General features: G+C 72.0%; 15 protein-coding genes. 8 read left to right on the top strand and 7 right to left on the bottom strand.

Annotation, left to right across the window (positions count from 1 at the left end; all coding sequences use genetic code 11):
- The first annotated feature begins 66 nt into the window (after positions 1–66).
- Positions 67–441 carry a F0F1 ATP synthase subunit epsilon gene (locus MID12_RS07695; protein WP_040248292.1) on the top strand — a complete coding sequence of 125 codons (375 nt, stop codon included), beginning with the start codon at positions 67–69 and terminating at the stop codon, positions 439–441.
- A gap of 131 nt (positions 442–572) precedes the next feature.
- Positions 573–1028, top strand: coding sequence for a DUF2550 domain-containing protein (locus MID12_RS07690; protein WP_040248290.1), 456 nt, complete (start codon positions 573–575; stop codon positions 1026–1028).
- Between the two features lie 160 nt (positions 1029–1188).
- On the opposite strand, the gene MID12_RS07685 is transcribed toward MID12_RS07690, so the two are convergent.
- The 4 genes from MID12_RS07685 to MID12_RS07670 all read right to left on the bottom strand — a co-directional run bounded on the left by MID12_RS07685 (position 1189) and on the right by MID12_RS07670 (position 5710).
- Positions 1189–2019: a serine protease gene (locus MID12_RS07685; RefSeq protein WP_040248287.1), complete on the bottom strand. Its 831-nt coding sequence runs from the start codon at positions 2017–2019 to the stop codon at positions 1189–1191.
- Between the two features lie 242 nt (positions 2020–2261).
- Positions 2262–3512, bottom strand: coding sequence for a glycoside hydrolase family 18 protein (locus MID12_RS07680; protein WP_040248285.1), 1251 nt, complete (start codon positions 3510–3512; stop codon positions 2262–2264).
- A gap of 282 nt (positions 3513–3794) precedes the next feature.
- Complete coding sequence (locus MID12_RS07675) at positions 3795–4442, bottom strand: response regulator (RefSeq protein WP_263165581.1); 648 nt, start codon at positions 4440–4442, stop codon at positions 3795–3797.
- The gene (locus MID12_RS07670; protein ID WP_263165578.1) at positions 4439–5710 is read right to left on the bottom strand and encodes a sensor histidine kinase; all 1272 of its coding nucleotides are present in this window, start codon (positions 5708–5710) and stop codon (positions 4439–4441) included. Before MID12_RS07670 ends, MID12_RS07675 begins: the two co-directional genes overlap by 4 nt.
- A gap of 218 nt (positions 5711–5928) precedes the next feature.
- On the opposite strand from MID12_RS07670, the gene MID12_RS07665 reads away from it, so the two are divergent.
- Positions 5929–6627, top strand: a complete 699-nt coding sequence (locus tag MID12_RS07665; protein WP_411576919.1) for a hypothetical protein — start codon at positions 5929–5931, stop codon at positions 6625–6627.
- Between the two features lie 84 nt (positions 6628–6711).
- On the opposite strand, the gene MID12_RS07660 is transcribed toward MID12_RS07665, so the two are convergent.
- On the bottom strand, positions 6712–7284 hold the full coding sequence (locus tag MID12_RS07660) for a cob(I)yrinic acid a,c-diamide adenosyltransferase (RefSeq protein WP_263165576.1): 573 nt from the start codon (positions 7282–7284) through the stop codon (positions 6712–6714).
- Positions 7285–7428: 144 nt separating this feature from the next.
- Here MID12_RS07660 and MID12_RS07655 point away from each other — a divergent pair, with 144 nt between their 5' ends.
- Both MID12_RS07655 and MID12_RS07650 read left to right on the top strand, forming a co-directional pair.
- Entirely contained in the window at positions 7429–7902 is a 474-nt protein-coding gene (locus tag MID12_RS07655; RefSeq protein ID WP_263165574.1) for a carboxymuconolactone decarboxylase family protein, read from the top strand.
- Between the two features lie 50 nt (positions 7903–7952).
- Positions 7953–8876, top strand: coding sequence for an RNA polymerase sigma-70 factor (locus MID12_RS07650; protein WP_040248276.1), 924 nt, complete (start codon positions 7953–7955; stop codon positions 8874–8876).
- Positions 8877–8889: 13 nt separating this feature from the next.
- Here the strand turns inward: MID12_RS07650 and MID12_RS07645 are convergent, their stop codons facing one another.
- Positions 8890–9645, bottom strand: a complete 756-nt coding sequence (locus MID12_RS07645) for an ABC transporter permease (RefSeq protein ID WP_186095431.1) — start codon at positions 9643–9645, stop codon at positions 8890–8892.
- A 217-nt stretch (positions 9646–9862) separates the two neighbouring features.
- Positions 9863–10645 carry an ABC transporter ATP-binding protein gene (locus MID12_RS07640; RefSeq protein ID WP_040256549.1) on the bottom strand — a complete coding sequence of 261 codons (783 nt, stop codon included), beginning with the start codon at positions 10643–10645 and terminating at the stop codon, positions 9863–9865.
- Between the two features lie 80 nt (positions 10646–10725).
- On the opposite strand from MID12_RS07640, the gene MID12_RS07635 reads away from it, so the two are divergent.
- The 3 genes from MID12_RS07635 (at position 10726) to MID12_RS07625 (ending at position 12870) form a co-directional block, all read left to right on the top strand.
- Positions 10726–11367: a TetR/AcrR family transcriptional regulator gene (locus tag MID12_RS07635; RefSeq protein ID WP_040248274.1), complete on the top strand. Its 642-nt coding sequence runs from the start codon at positions 10726–10728 to the stop codon at positions 11365–11367.
- A gap of 143 nt (positions 11368–11510) precedes the next feature.
- Positions 11511–12359 carry a 3-hydroxyacyl-CoA dehydrogenase family protein gene (locus tag MID12_RS07630; RefSeq protein WP_040248271.1) on the top strand — a complete coding sequence of 283 codons (849 nt, stop codon included), beginning with the start codon at positions 11511–11513 and terminating at the stop codon, positions 12357–12359.
- Positions 12360–12546: 187 nt separating this feature from the next.
- Positions 12547–12870: an STAS domain-containing protein gene (locus MID12_RS07625; RefSeq protein ID WP_040248269.1), complete on the top strand. Its 324-nt coding sequence runs from the start codon at positions 12547–12549 to the stop codon at positions 12868–12870.
- Positions 12871–13076 lie beyond the last annotated feature (206 nt).

Raw genomic sequence — 13076 nt, 5'->3', positions numbered from 1 at the left:
GGCACGCCCATTAGAATTTGAACCAACACCCGGCACATCCGCCGGGTGGTGACCCGAGGAGCCATCTTGGCTGCTGAGCTGCACGTCGAGCTGGTCGCTGCCGACCGCCAGGTCTGGTCCGGCGAGGCCACCCTGGTCGTGGCGCGCACCACGTCCGGCGACATCGGCGTCATGCCCGGTCACCAGCCGCTGCTCGGTGTGCTGGAGTCGGGCCCGGTGACCATTCGTACGAACGACGGGCAGACCGTCATCGCCGCGGTGCACGGCGGTTTCCTCTCGTTCGCGGACAACAAGCTGTCGCTGCTGGCCGAGATCGCCGAGCTGTCGGACGAGATCGATGTCCAGCGTGCCGAGCGGGCGCTCGAACGCGCGAAGGCCGAGGCGGACGCCTCTGCCGAGCGCCGTGCGGACGTCCGCCTGCGCGCGGTGGCGGTGCGCTGAAGCAGGCGCGCCACCTGACGTGACTCAGCCGCGGCCGGGTCCGGAGCCTCTCCGGAACCGGTCGCGGCTGAGGTGAATGCGGGATGAACATTGGCCGTTGTGTTACTGAGGAGTCGAGGAGGTCGGTACGGATGATCCTCGCTCTTGTCGTGTGCGGTATCGCAGTGGTCGTTCTGGTACTCGTGGGGCTGTTCGTCTTCGGGCTGCGCCGCAGGATCATCCAGCGCTCCGGCGGCACCTTCGACTGCAGCCTGCGCTGGGACGCCCCCGAGCCGAAGGACGCCCCCGGGGCCGGCAAGGGCTGGGGCTACGGCATCGCCCGCTACAGCGGCGACCGCATCCAGTGGTTCCGGGTCTTCTCGTACGCGCCCCGCCCGCGCCGGGTCCTCGAACGCGCGACGATCGAGGTGGTGGGCCGCCGGGCACCGGAGGGCGAGGAGGAACTCGCCCTGCTCTCGGACGCCGTGGTCCTCACCTGCCTGCACCACGAGACCCGCCTCGAACTCGCCATGAGCGAGGACGCCCTGACCGGTTTCCTGGCCTGGCTGGAGGCGGCTCCGCCGGGCCAGAGGGTTAATGTGGCCTAGGTACTGGGTGGGTAGCAGGCTTCTCTGAATGGGCCCCCGGACCGGACTAAGTCTGGGGAGAGCCGAGGGGACGTAAGCCGTGCAACGCGGTGGGTCCCGGCCGGGTGGCCGGGACCCACCGCCGTGTCGCCGGTTCAGCGCACGGCCGCCGTCGCCGGGGTCACGGCTTGGGCAGGGTGCAGCCCTCGGCGTTCAGGTCGAGCTTGCTGCCCGCGCCGAAGCAGGCGGGTATGCCGTAGGTCTCCTGGGCGTAGCCGATGCCCTCGTGCACGGTGACGTTGCCGCTCTCGTCCACCTCGCAGGGGTTGTTCACGGTGCACTCCTCACCGCTCTCGTTGGTCGTGTTGTTGACGCCGACCACCTTGCCGGTGGCGTCGTCGACCAGCGGGGAGCCCGAGGTGCCGCCGATGATCTGGCACTCGGAGGTGTAGCGGATGGAGTCCTTGAAGGTCCAGTCGCCCTCGCGCAGTTCGTGGGCGAAGCCGTCCACGCTGCAGCTGTAGGTCTTCTTCCAGTAGCCGGAGACCACGGTGACGGCCTTGCCCTGCTCCGGGTGCTGGTCCTGGAGTTCGAGCGCCTTGATGCCGTACTCGTCCTCGATCTGCTGGTACGTGCTGGTCAGCTCGTACATCGAGACGTCGGTGTCGGTCATGGTGCCGTAGGCGACCTTGGAGGCCTTCAGCGTGGCGACGTCGGAGGCGTCGGCGTCGAGCAGGGTGAAGGTGCGGCTGGACGGCTCGTCGACGACGACCTCGCCCGGGCCGGGCATGCCGCTCTCCAGACAGTGGCCGTTGGACATGACCAGGGCCGGGTCGCCGGGCTGGGAGTCGGGCATCCGCACGACGGAGCCGGAGCAGTTGCTGAGCGCGACCGTGCCGGCGAAGTCGACGGCCTGGGTGTCGGCCTGGGGGGCGGGGGAGGCCAGGGCGGGCGCGGCGCCGGCGCCGGTGAGGGCGAGGGCGAAGAGCGCGCCGAGGAGAGGCTTGTTCATGTGGGGGGTTCCTCTGCGTATGTTCCGAAGCGGTTCTTCGGAATTGGCATGGGCATTGTTCCGGTCCCGGTGGCTTCGTACAAGGGTGCGGAGGGGATGAACGGGCCCATTGGTACGGTTCGTTGGGCTTTGAGGCCGGTGCGGTGGCGGGCCGGGGACGCGAAGAGGCCGGGGGACAGGGGGCGTTCCTGTCTCCCGGCCTCGGTGCGAGGAGCCGTGCGCGGGGCGCGGCCCCCGCGGTCCTACTTCAGTCCGCTGTCGATGGCGCTGACCAGCTCGCCGTTGTCGGTGTCACCGCTGAAGTCCCAGAAGAAGGCGCCGCCGAGGCCCTGCTCCTTGGCCCAGCTCATCTTGGAGCCGATGGTCTTCGGGGTGTCGTAGCTCCACCAGTTGTTCCCGCAGTGGGCGTAGGCGGTGCCCGCGACCTCGCCGTTGGCGGGGCAGCTGGACTTCAGGAGCTTGTAGTCCTCGATGCCGGGCTCGTACTTGCCCGGGGCCGGGCCGGTCGCGGTGCCGCCGGGGGCGTCCTGGGTGACGCCGGTCCAGCCGCGGCCGTAGAAGCCGATGCCGATCAGGAGCTTGTTGGCGGCGACGCCCTTGGCCTTGAACTTGGCGATGGCGTCCGCGGTGTTGAAGCCCTCCTGCGGGATGCCCTCGTAGGAGGTGAGCGGGGAGTGCGGGGCGGTCGGGCCCTGGGCGTTGAAGGCGCCGAAGAAGTCGTAGGTCATGACGTTGTACCAGTCGACGTACTGGGCGGCGCCCGCGTAGTCGGTGGCGTCGATCTTGCCGCCCTCGGAGGCGTCGGCGGTGACCGCGGAGGTGACCAGGTAGTCGCCGCCGAACTTGGCGCGCAGCGCGGACATCAGCTTCTTGTACGCGTCCGGGCCGCTCTCGTCGCAGCTCAGACCGCAGGCGTTGGGGTACTCCCAGTCGATGTCGATGCCGTCGAAGACATCGGCCCAGCGGGAGTCCTCGACCAGGTCGTAACAGGACTGGGCGAAGGCCTCCGGGTTCTTGGCGGCCTCGCCGAAGCCGCCGGACCAGGTCCAGCCGCCGAAGGACCACAGGATCTTGAGGTCCGGGTGCTTGGCCTTCAGCTTGAGCAGCTGGTTGAAGTTGCCGCGCAGCGGCTGGTCCCAGGTGTCGGCCTTGCCGTCGACGGACTGCTCGGCGGTGTACGCCTTGTCGGTCGCGGCGAAGGCGTCGCCCATGGCGCACTTGCCGCCGGTGACGTTGCCGAAGGAGTAGTTGATGTGCGTGATCTTGCCGGCCGAGCCGGAGGCGTCGATGTTCTTGACGTGGTAGTTGCGGTCGTAGACGCCCCACTCGGTGAAGTAGCCGAGCTTGACGCCGGAGGCCGCGGTGGCCTGCGCCGCGCTCTCGGTGGCGGTGGGGTCCGCCGCCTGCGCGGAGGTGCCGGCGAGCCCGACCATGGCGGCGAGCGGAAGGAGCAGGGCGGAGATCCCTGCGGCGGCTCTGTGTCCGAAGCGCATGCTGCGCCTCCTCGGGGTGAGGTCGTGAGGTCCGGTCGTGTGGGGTGGAACCAGGCCTGCGCCGCCCGTGGGCCGGCATGGCGCGCTGTCACCGAGGCGGACGGCGACTGTGCATGGCCATGTCAGGCTCACCGCAGTGCGGCGAGAATAGAAAGGTCTGGACCACCGGTCAAGAGGTCTGGACCAGAGAAGGTGACAGGAGTTCAGGACCGCGGGCCCCGCCCGGCCGGGTACGGGCGCCGCGCTTCCCGTCAGCCGCGGCGCCTCGCCCGGGGTTCCAGCTCAGATCCCCCACTCCTGGGCCAGCACGGCCGCCTGCACCCGGCTGCGCAGCTCCAGCTTGGCGAGCAGCCTGCTCACATGGGTCTTCACGGTGGCCTCGGCCATGTCGAGGCGCCGGGCGATCTCCGCGTTCGACAGGCCCCCGCCCAGGCAGGAGAGCACCTCGCGCTCGCGGCGGGTCAGCTGCTCCAGGGCGGCCGGTTCGGATGCCGGGCGGGAGGCCGCGGGCTGCCCGGCGAACTCCGCGATCAGGCGCCGGGTCACCGCCGGGGCGATCAGGCCCTCGCCGCGGCCCACCGTCCGTACCGCGTCCAGGAGTTCACGCGCCTCGGTGTTCTTCAGGAGGAAGCCGCTGGCCCCGGCGCGCAGCGCGCCGAAGACGTACTCGTCGAGGTCGAAGGTGGTCAGCACCAGGACGTCGGCGAGTTTCTCGGCCACCACCTGGCGGGTCGCCGAGACGCCGTCCAGGCGCGGCATCTGCACATCCATCAGGACCAGATCGGGCCGCAGTTCGCGGGCGAGCGCCACGGCCCGCTCCCCGTCGCCCGCCTCGCCCACCACCTCGATGTCCGGGGCGCTGCGCAGGATCAGCACCAGCCCCGCGCGTACCGCCGACTGGTCCTCGGCGACCAGTACCCGGATCGTCATCCCGGCCTCTCCTCGTCCTCGCTCCTGCCGGGCCAGGGGGCCCGGACCGTCCTCGCCGTCCGCCGCGCCGGTTCCGCCCCGCCGTCCAGCGGCAGACCGGCCCGTACCTCCCAGACGCTGCCGCCGTCCGCCACCTCGGCCGTGAACTCGCCCCGCAGCAGCGCCACCCGCTCCCGCATCCCGACCAGACCGGCCCCGCCGCCCGGGGCGCGCGGCCCCGACCGGCGCGCGTAGGGGCTGCGCACCCGGACCTCCAGCGCCTGCGGCCCCCGGCGCAGCGTCACCGTGACCCGGCCGGGCGCCGCGTGCTTGAGCGCGTTGGTCAGCGACTCCTGGACGATCCGGTACGCGGCCAGCTCGACCGGTGCCGGGAGGGCGGCCCCGGGCTCCTCCCGGCCGCCGGTGGCGGCCGGGCCGTCCGGGTACCGCAGCTCCACGTCGAGGCCGTTGGTGCGGGCGCCCTCCACCAGCTGGGCCAGGCCGTCCAGGGTGGGCGCGGCGGCGGGCTCGTGCTCGCCGCTGTCGTCCCGCAGGATGCCGATCAGGCGGCGCATCTCGGCGAGCCCGTCCACGCTGTTCTCCCGGATGACCGCGAGCGCCTCCCGGGTGGTCTTCTCCTCGTTCAGGGAGAGCGCGGCCGTGGAGTGGATGGCGATCGCGGAGAGGTGGTTGGCGACCAGGTCGTGCAGTTCGCGGGCCATCCGGGCGCGCTCGGCGGCGACGGCCTGCGCCCGGTCCATCTCGGCGAGCAGGGCAGTCTGCTCCGCGCGCAGCCGGGCCGCCTCGGCGGCGTCCCGGTGGTCGCGGAGCAGCGCCCCGGTGCAGGCGGGCGCGAAGGAGACCAGGCCCGTCACCACGCCGACGAGCAGCGCCTCGGGGGTGCGGAACCAGGCCAGGAAGCCGATGGTCACGCCGACCGTGATCAGCCCCGTGGCCACCGGCAGGCGCCGGGCCAGGGCCGGGCTGCCGTAGACCACGGCCGCGTACATCAGGTCGGTGTACATCACGACGGTGGAGAGGCTGCCGTTGGTGAACTGGTCCCCGATCAGGGCCAGGGTGCCGGCGAGGAGCGCGCACCGCGGCCGGGTGCGGCGCAGCAGCTCCAGGGCGGACATCAGCGCCAGCGGCAGCAGCACCCAGGAGCCGCCGAGCAGGCCCTCGCCGCCCTGGTTGTCCAGGCCGATCCCCCACAGCAGCAGGCCGAAGCCGAGGCCCGCCACGGCGATGAGCACATCGTGGCGATGCGGGCGCGGGAGGGTCGCGGACATGCCTCCATCCAACACGCCGCCCGGCCCCGCTGCCTGCGCCCCGGGGAGGAGACCGGGGCCCGCCACTACATCGAACCGGGTACTCCGCGCGGCGCGCACCGCGGGGGAGGACCGCGCGCTACATCGAAGGATGCAGTGCGGTTTCCTCACCGCCGACGACGTCCCGGCCGCCGTGGAGCGGGAGCCTGGACGGTGTCCGCACACCCCTGGGAGCCGCCGTGATCGTCACCCTCATCGTCGTCTGCGAGGTCGCCTTCTGGGTGCTCCTCGCCGCCGGTCTCGCCGTGCGCTATCCGCTGAAGATGCCGCGTACCGGCCTCGCCCTGCTGCTCTGCGAGCCGCTGCTTGAACTGGTACTGCTCGCGGTCACCGCCATCGACCTCAAGAACGGCGCGGAGCCCAGCTGGGAGCACGGACTCGCCGCGCTCTACATCGGCTTCACGGTCGGCTACGGCCACTACACGATCGGCCGCCTCGACGCCTACGCCGCCCATCGCTTCGGCACCGGCCCGAAGCCGGTCAAGCCGCCGCGGTACGGGTACGCGCGGGCCCGCCACGAGGGGGTGCTGTGGCTGCGCACCCTGGTCGCGGTGGCGGTCGCGGCGGCCCTGCTCCAGGGCGCGATCCTCTACGTCGGCGACGGCGGCGCCACGGAGTCGCTGCGCAGCTGGCAGTGGTCGGCGCTGCGGATCGCCGGGATCCACGGGGTGATCGCGCTGACGTACACGATCTGGCCCAAGAAGGGGCCGGAGGGCAAGGGGGGCGAGGGGGTCGAAGGGTCCTGGGATCGGGGATCCCAGAGCGGGGGATCCTGGGACGCCGGGTCCGAGGACGCGCGATCCCAGGATCGGCGATCCCAGGACTCGCGATCCCGGGACCCCCGATCCCAGGACCCTTCGCGCACCTTCACCGGCTGAGCCGGGCCGGGCCGAGCCGAACCGTTGCCGCACCCAGCCGCACCCGGCCGCACCGAGCCGCACCGAAACCGAGCGGACCCGCTCTCAGCGCTCCCCGCCCGGCACCCACAGCACATCGCCGGTCTCCTTGTTGGCGACGCGGGCCAGGATGAAGAGCAGGTCGGAGAGGCGGTTGAGGTAGGTCGCGGTGAGCGGGTTCATGGTCTCCCCATGTGCTTCGAGGGCGGCCCAGGTGGAGCGCTCGGCGCGGCGGACCACGGTGCAGGCCTGGTGCAGCAGGGCCGCGCCCGGGGTGCCGCCCGGCAGGATGAAGCTGCGGAGCTTTTCGAGCCGCTCGTTGAAGCGGTCGCAGTCCGCCTCAAGCCGGTCGATGTAGAACTGCTCGACCCGCAGCGGCGGGAACTCCGGGTCCGCCACCACCGGGGTGGACAGGTCCGCCCCGACGTCGAAGAGGTCGTTCTGCACCCGGGTGACCACTTCGGCCGTCTCCGCGTCGAGCTGCCCGAGGGCGAGCGCGGTGCCGAGCACGGCGTTGGCCTCGTTGGCGTCGGCGTACGCCGAGATCCTGAGGTCGGTCTTGGCGGTGCGGCTCATGTCGCCGAGGGCCGTGGTGCCCTTGTCCCCGGTCCTCGTGTAGATGCGCGTCAGATTGACCATGCGGTCAGCCTACGGGGACTTCGGCCTGCCCCGGCGGCTGCTCCCGGGGGCGAGACGCAGGCCACATCCGTCCATGTCACTGGGGTCCGGGCCACCTCGTCCTGAGGGGTGGAAGCGGAGAACGAACCCCCGAGGGAGCACACCATGGACGCGCGACTCGACTACTTCGCCGACCCGACCGCCGCCAAGACCTTCAAGCACTTCATGACGGTCGGCAAGGCGCTCAAGGACTCGGCGCTGCCCGGCCCGACGCAGGAGCTGGTGGCGCTGCGCGTGAGCCAGATCAACGGCTGCGCCGTCTGCCTCGACATGCACACCAAGGACGCGGCCGCCGCCGGGGAGAGCCCGGTACGGCTCCATCTGGTCGCCGCCTGGCGGGAGGCCGCGGTCTTCACCGAGGCCGAGCGCGCCGCCCTGGAGTTCGCCGAGGAGGGCACCCGGGTCGCGGACGGCCACGGCGGCATCGGCGACGAGGTGTGGGCACGGGTCGCCGAGCACTACGACCCGGCGCAGCTCACCGCCCTGACCATGCTTGTCTCGTTCATGAACATGGTGAACCGGCTGAACATCCTCACCCGGCAGCCGGCGGGCGACTACCAGCCCGGTCAGTTCCACTGAGGGGTACGGCGGGACCAGTAGGCGCACACAGTACGGAAGGGACGGACCCGGTGAGCAAGGTCGAGGAGTTCGAGGAGCTGCGGCCACTGCTGTTCTCGCTGGCCTACCGCATCCTCGGCAGCGTGGGGGAGGCCGAGGACGCGGTGCAGGAGACCTGGCTGCGCTTCGACGGCTCGGCGGCCCGGCCCGACTCGGCCAAGGCCTGGCTCTCCACCACGGTGACCCGGATCGCGATCGACGTGCTGCGCTCGGCGCGGGTGCGCCGGGAGCGGTATGTCGGCCCCTGGTTCCCCGAGCCGCTGCTCAGCGATCCGTACGAGGATCCGCAGCGCGCGGTGGAGCTGGCCGACTCGGTGTCGATGGCGGCGCTGCTGCTCCTGGAGCGGCTCAGCCCGCTGGAGCGGGCGGTCTTCGTGCTCCGGGAGGTCTTCGCCTTCGGCTTCGAGGAGGTGGCCGAGGCGGTGGGGCGCTCCGAGCCCGCCTGCCGCCAGCTCCTCGTACGGGCCCGGCGGCACATGGCGGCCGGGCGGCCCCGCTTCGACGCGGACCGGGCGGAGCGGCAGGAGCTGGCCCGGCGGTTCTTCGAGGCGCTGAAGGAGGGCGAGGTGGGGGAGTTGCGCGAACTCCTCGCCGCCGACGTGCAGTTGGTCGGGGACGGCGGCGGCAAGGCCCCGCAGCTGGCCCGGACCGTCGTCGGCGCCGAGCAGGTGGCCCGGCTGCTCGCCGCCTTCTTCCCGACGCTGACCGCGCTGCGGGTGACCGCCGAGCCGCACGAGGTCAACGGCCAGCCCGGCGCCCTCTTCCGGGACCGGGACGGCCGGATCGTGCACGCCCTCGCGCTCGACGTCCTCGACGGGCGGATCCAGGTCGTGCGCGGGGTGAGCAACCCGGACAAGCTCCGCCACCTCGGCCCGGTCGGCGACGCCTGGGCCCTGGACCGCGAGGTGCGCCGCCTGCGCCGCCGGGCGAACTGACCGCCGCCGCAGGTCAGTTCGCGGCAGTGCGGAAGACCCGGGTGCCCGCGGTCAGGGCGAGTGCGGTGAGGGCGAGGGCGGTCAGGGTGCCGTACAGCATGTCCTCGGTGGCGTACCGGCCGACGTAGGCGGCGCGCATCGCGTCGACCAGGTAGCGGAAGGGCATGAAGTGCGAGAGCACGTCGAGCCAGCGGGGGCCGAGCGCCATCGGCAGCATCAGCCCGGAGAGCAGCATCGAGGGCATGGTCAGCGCGTTGACCGCGGGCCCGAACTCCTGCGGGGTGCGCACCTTGCAGGCGAGCGCGTAGGAGAGCGCGGCGAGCGCCGCGGTGAACAGGGCGACGAAGACGAAGCCGAGCAGGATGCCGCCGAGCGGGGCGCGCAGGCCCATCGCCACCGCGGCCAGCACCAGCAGCACCGCCTGGAAGACGAAGAGCAGGGCGTCCCGCAGCACCCGCCCGAGCAGCAGGGCCAGCCGGCTCACCGGGGTCACCCGCATCCGCTCCACGACCCCGTGGTTCTGCTCGATGATGATCGCGAAACCGGAGAACGCCGCCCCGAACAGGCCGAGTTGGAGCAGCAGCCCGGGCACGAGCACCTGCCAGGAGTCACCGTGCGAGCCGAGCGGCAGGCCGGTGAGCAGCGGTCCGAAGAAGACCAGGTAGAGCAGCGGCATCAGGGTGCCGAAGAGCATCTGGAAGCGGGAACGCAGGGTCTGGCGGGCATACCGGCCGAAGATCAGCGCGGTGTCGGACAGCAGGGGGGACACGGGGGTGCTCCTGGTGTGGGTGCGGGCGGCGTGCGGGCGTGCGGGCGTGCGGGCGTGACGGGGCGTACGGAGTGACGCGGGCGTACGGGAGTGCCGGGGGCGGGGGCGCTCGTGAACCGGGCGGACGCGAACCGACCGGACCTGAGCCGACCGATCGCGAACCGACCGGTCGCGAACCGGACGGCCGCGAGCCGAAAGGCAGGGGCCGACCCGGGAGTCAGACCGCCACCGGGGCCTCCTCCTGAGGGGCGGGTCCCCGGCCGGTGATGGCGAGGAAGGCCTCCTGGAGGGCGGCCTCGGCGGAGCCCGCGTGGCGCAGCTTGAGCTCGGCGGGGGTGCCCTCGGCGACGATCCGGCCCTCGTCGACGACGACCAGGCGGTCGGCGAGGGCGTCGGCCTCGTCGAGGTAGTGGGTGGTCAGGACGACGGTGGTGCCGTGGTCCGCGCGCAGGCGGCGGATGAGGTCCCACAGCGCGGCGCGGCTCGCGGGGTCGAGGCCGGTGGTCGGCTCGTCCAGGAAGAGCAGCGGCGGGCGGTGGGTGAGGCCCATCGCGATGTCCAGGCGCCTGCGCTGGCCGCCGGAGAGACCGGCCGTCCTGCGGTCGAGCAGCGCGGTGAAGTCCAGCTCGGCGGCCAACTCCTCGGCGCGGGCGGCGGCTTCGGCCCGCCCGAGCCGGTAGAGGCGGCCCTGGGTGGCCAGTTCCTCGCGCACGGTCAGGCTCGGGTCGACGCCGCCGGACTGGGCGACGTAGCCGATGCGGGCGCGGACGCCCGCCGGGTCGGTGAAGAGGTCGTGCCCGGCGACGGTCGCGGCGCCGCCGGTCGGGGGGAGCAGGGTGGTGAGCATGCGCAGGGTGGTCGTCTTGCCCGCGCCGTTGGGGCCGAGCAGTCCGAGGATCTCGCCGGGGTGGACCCGCAGGTCGATTCCGCGCACCGCTTCGACGGGGCCCTGCTTGGTGGTGAAGGTCCGGGACAGCCCGGCCGTGCTGATGAGGGGCATGCGCACAGAAAAACAGAGTCGCTGAAATTTTGCAACGACTCCAAAATTTGAGTGAGGGCAGGAAAGCTAGACTGGCGGGCATGGCCGAGGGACTCAGGGAGCGCAAGAAGCGCCGGACCAGGCAGCAGATCTCCGATGTCGCCACCGGGCTCTTCGTGGCCCGCGGCTTCGACGCCGTCACCATCGCCGAGATCGCCCGGGCCGCCGAGGTCTCCGTGAACACCGTCTACAACTACTTCCCGGCCAAGGAGGACCTCTTCTTCGACCGCAGCACGGGCGTGATCGACCGGCTCGCCCGCTGGGTGCGGGGCCGCGACCCGGGGGAGTCCGCCGCCGCCGCGGTCCTGCGCGAGCTGCGCGCCGAGGTCGAGGCGGTCTCCCCGCGGCTGGGCCTGATGGACGGCTACGCCGACTTCATGCGGGTGGTGGAGGACTCCCCCGCGCTGCGCTCCCGGCTGTGGGCGATCGGCCAGGAGGTGCACACCCGCCTGGAGGAGGCGCTGCGCGCGGAGACCGGGGCCGAGGAGGGCGACGTACTGCCCGAGTTGATGGCCGGGCAGATCAACTGGCTGCACGGGGCGGTGATGTCGGCCATCAGCCGGGGGATGGTGGCGGGCGGCGCCCCCGCGGAGGTCTCCCGGCAGGTGCTCGTCCTGATCGACGAGATGGAGGAGCTGCTCAGCGAGCGGGTCCTCAACTACGCGGTACGGCTCGGGAACTGAGTGTCACGGCTCACGGGGCGCGGGACGGCGGTGTGATGTCCGTCCATTGAGACGTGACGCGCATCTCTTAGCCCCCAACTGGTGCCCGGCTACCGCTAATGTCCGCCGGAGGCATACATCAACAGGGTGCAAGGGGTGTAGCAGTGGCCAGGAAGCTCGCTGTCATCGGCGCCGGACTCATGGGGTCCGGTATCGCGCAGGTCTCCGCCCAGGCGGGCTGGGACGTGGTGCTGCGTGACGTGACCGATCAGGCGCTGACCCGCGGCACGGACGGCATCAAGAAGTCGTACGAGAAGTTCGTGGAGAAGGGCAAGCTCCAGGCCGCGGACGCCGAGGCCGCGCTCGGCCGGATCACCACCACGACGGATCTGGACGCCACCGCCGAGGCGGACGTCGTGGTCGAGGCGGTCTTCGAGAAGCTCGAGGTCAAGCAGGAGATCTTCGCCACGCTCGACAAGATCGTGCGCCCGGAGGCGGTGCTCGCCTCGAACACCTCCGCCATCCCGATCACCAAGATCGCCGCCGCGACCGCCCACCCCGAGCGGGTCGTCGGCGCGCACTTCTTCTCGCCGGTGCCGATGATGCAGCTCTGCGAGCTGGTCCGCGGCTACAAGACGAGCGACGAAACCCTCGCCACCGTGAGGGAGTTCGCCGAGTCGGTCGGCAAGACCTGCATCGTCGTCAACCGCGATGTGGCGGGCTTCGTCACCACCCGGCTGATCTCGGCGCTCGTCGTCGAGGCGGCCAAGCTCTACGAGTCGGGCGTGGCCAGCGCCGAGGACATCGACACCGCCTGCAAGCTGGGCTTCGGGCACGCCATGGGCCCGCTGGCCACCACCGACCTGACCGGCGTGGACATCCTGGTGCACGCCACCGGCAACATCTACACCGAGAGCCAGGACGAGAAGTTCGCCCCGCCGGAGCTGATGCGGCGGATGGTGGACGCGGGCGACCTCGGCCGGAAGTCCGGACAGGGCTTCTACACGTACTGACGTGCTGGTGGGGCGGCCGGCCGCTCACCCCTCCGGGTGATTTCGGTATCGGTTCGCTCACGGACGGCGACTTGAGTACGCATCAGGCCGCACGTTGCTGTGACATACACAGACGCGACAACTGTCAGCCGCGCGGCACTCGTGTTCCCGGGGGACACGGGTGCCGCCCCGCACTCCGGGAGCGCATATGCACATCAGGGGCGACCACGCCGAGCTGGTCGTCGGGGGCCGCCTCGATGTCCGCACTGCGGCGGACGCCCGGACTGCGCTGCACGCGGCCCTCGACGAGGGGGCCGGGGACCTGGTGCTCGACCTGTCGGCACTGGAGTCCTGGGACGCCGCGGGACTCGGCGTCATCATGGGCGCCCACCGGCGCGCGGGCCGCTGCGGACGCAGGCTCGTCCTGCGCGGCGTGCCCCTGCAGATGCAGCGCCTGCTCGTGGCGACCAGGCTGCACCGCATCCTCGCCATCGAGGGCGGCATCGGCACCGACGCCCTGCCCCGCGTCTGAGACCTCGGGCCCGAGGCCGCCCGGCCCGCCCGCGAGGAACCCGCACCGCCGTCCGGCACCGTAGAAGGCTTCCCCCGGAACGGCGCCCGGCCCCCTGTCGAGGACCGGACGCCGCCGGGCAAAGCGTGCGCAAGGCCCTCATCCCGTACGTAGGTGATGTCCCGGACCGCCACGCACCCCGCGGGTGCACCGGCCGGGCGGCACCG

The sequence above is a fragment of the Streptomyces sp. SCSIO ZS0520 genome, from assembly GCF_025643355.1.
Classification (GTDB): Bacteria; Actinomycetota; Actinomycetes; order Streptomycetales; family Streptomycetaceae; genus Streptomyces; species Streptomyces physcomitrii.
This window is presented reverse-complemented; position numbering and strand designations above follow the sequence as displayed.

What these genes read in the sequence shown, in the direction of transcription:
- MID12_RS07690 (WP_040248290.1), top strand. Translation starts at nt 573, where the DNA reads ATGATCCTCGCTCTTGTCGTGTGCGGTATCGCAGTGGTCGTTCTGGTA.
- MID12_RS07685 (WP_040248287.1), bottom strand. Translation starts at nt 2,019, where the DNA reads ATGAACAAGCCTCTCCTCGGCGCGCTCTTCGCCCTCGCCCTCACCGGC.
- MID12_RS07675 (WP_263165581.1), bottom strand. Translation starts at nt 4,442, where the DNA reads ATGACGATCCGGGTACTGGTCGCCGAGGACCAGTCGGCGGTACGCGCG.
- MID12_RS07625 (WP_040248269.1), top strand. Translation starts at nt 12,547, where the DNA reads ATGCACATCAGGGGCGACCACGCCGAGCTGGTCGTCGGGGGCCGCCTC.
- MID12_RS07655 (WP_263165574.1), top strand. Translation starts at nt 7,429, where the DNA reads ATGGACGCGCGACTCGACTACTTCGCCGACCCGACCGCCGCCAAGACC.
- MID12_RS07670 (WP_263165578.1), bottom strand. Translation starts at nt 5,710, where the DNA reads ATGTCCGCGACCCTCCCGCGCCCGCATCGCCACGATGTGCTCATCGCC.
- MID12_RS07680 (WP_040248285.1), bottom strand. Translation starts at nt 3,512, where the DNA reads ATGCGCTTCGGACACAGAGCCGCCGCAGGGATCTCCGCCCTGCTCCTT.
- MID12_RS07660 (WP_263165576.1), bottom strand. Translation starts at nt 7,284, where the DNA reads ATGGTCAATCTGACGCGCATCTACACGAGGACCGGGGACAAGGGCACC.
- MID12_RS07635 (WP_040248274.1), top strand. Translation starts at nt 10,726, where the DNA reads ATGGCCGAGGGACTCAGGGAGCGCAAGAAGCGCCGGACCAGGCAGCAG.
- MID12_RS07640 (WP_040256549.1), bottom strand. Translation starts at nt 10,645, where the DNA reads ATGCCCCTCATCAGCACGGCCGGGCTGTCCCGGACCTTCACCACCAAG.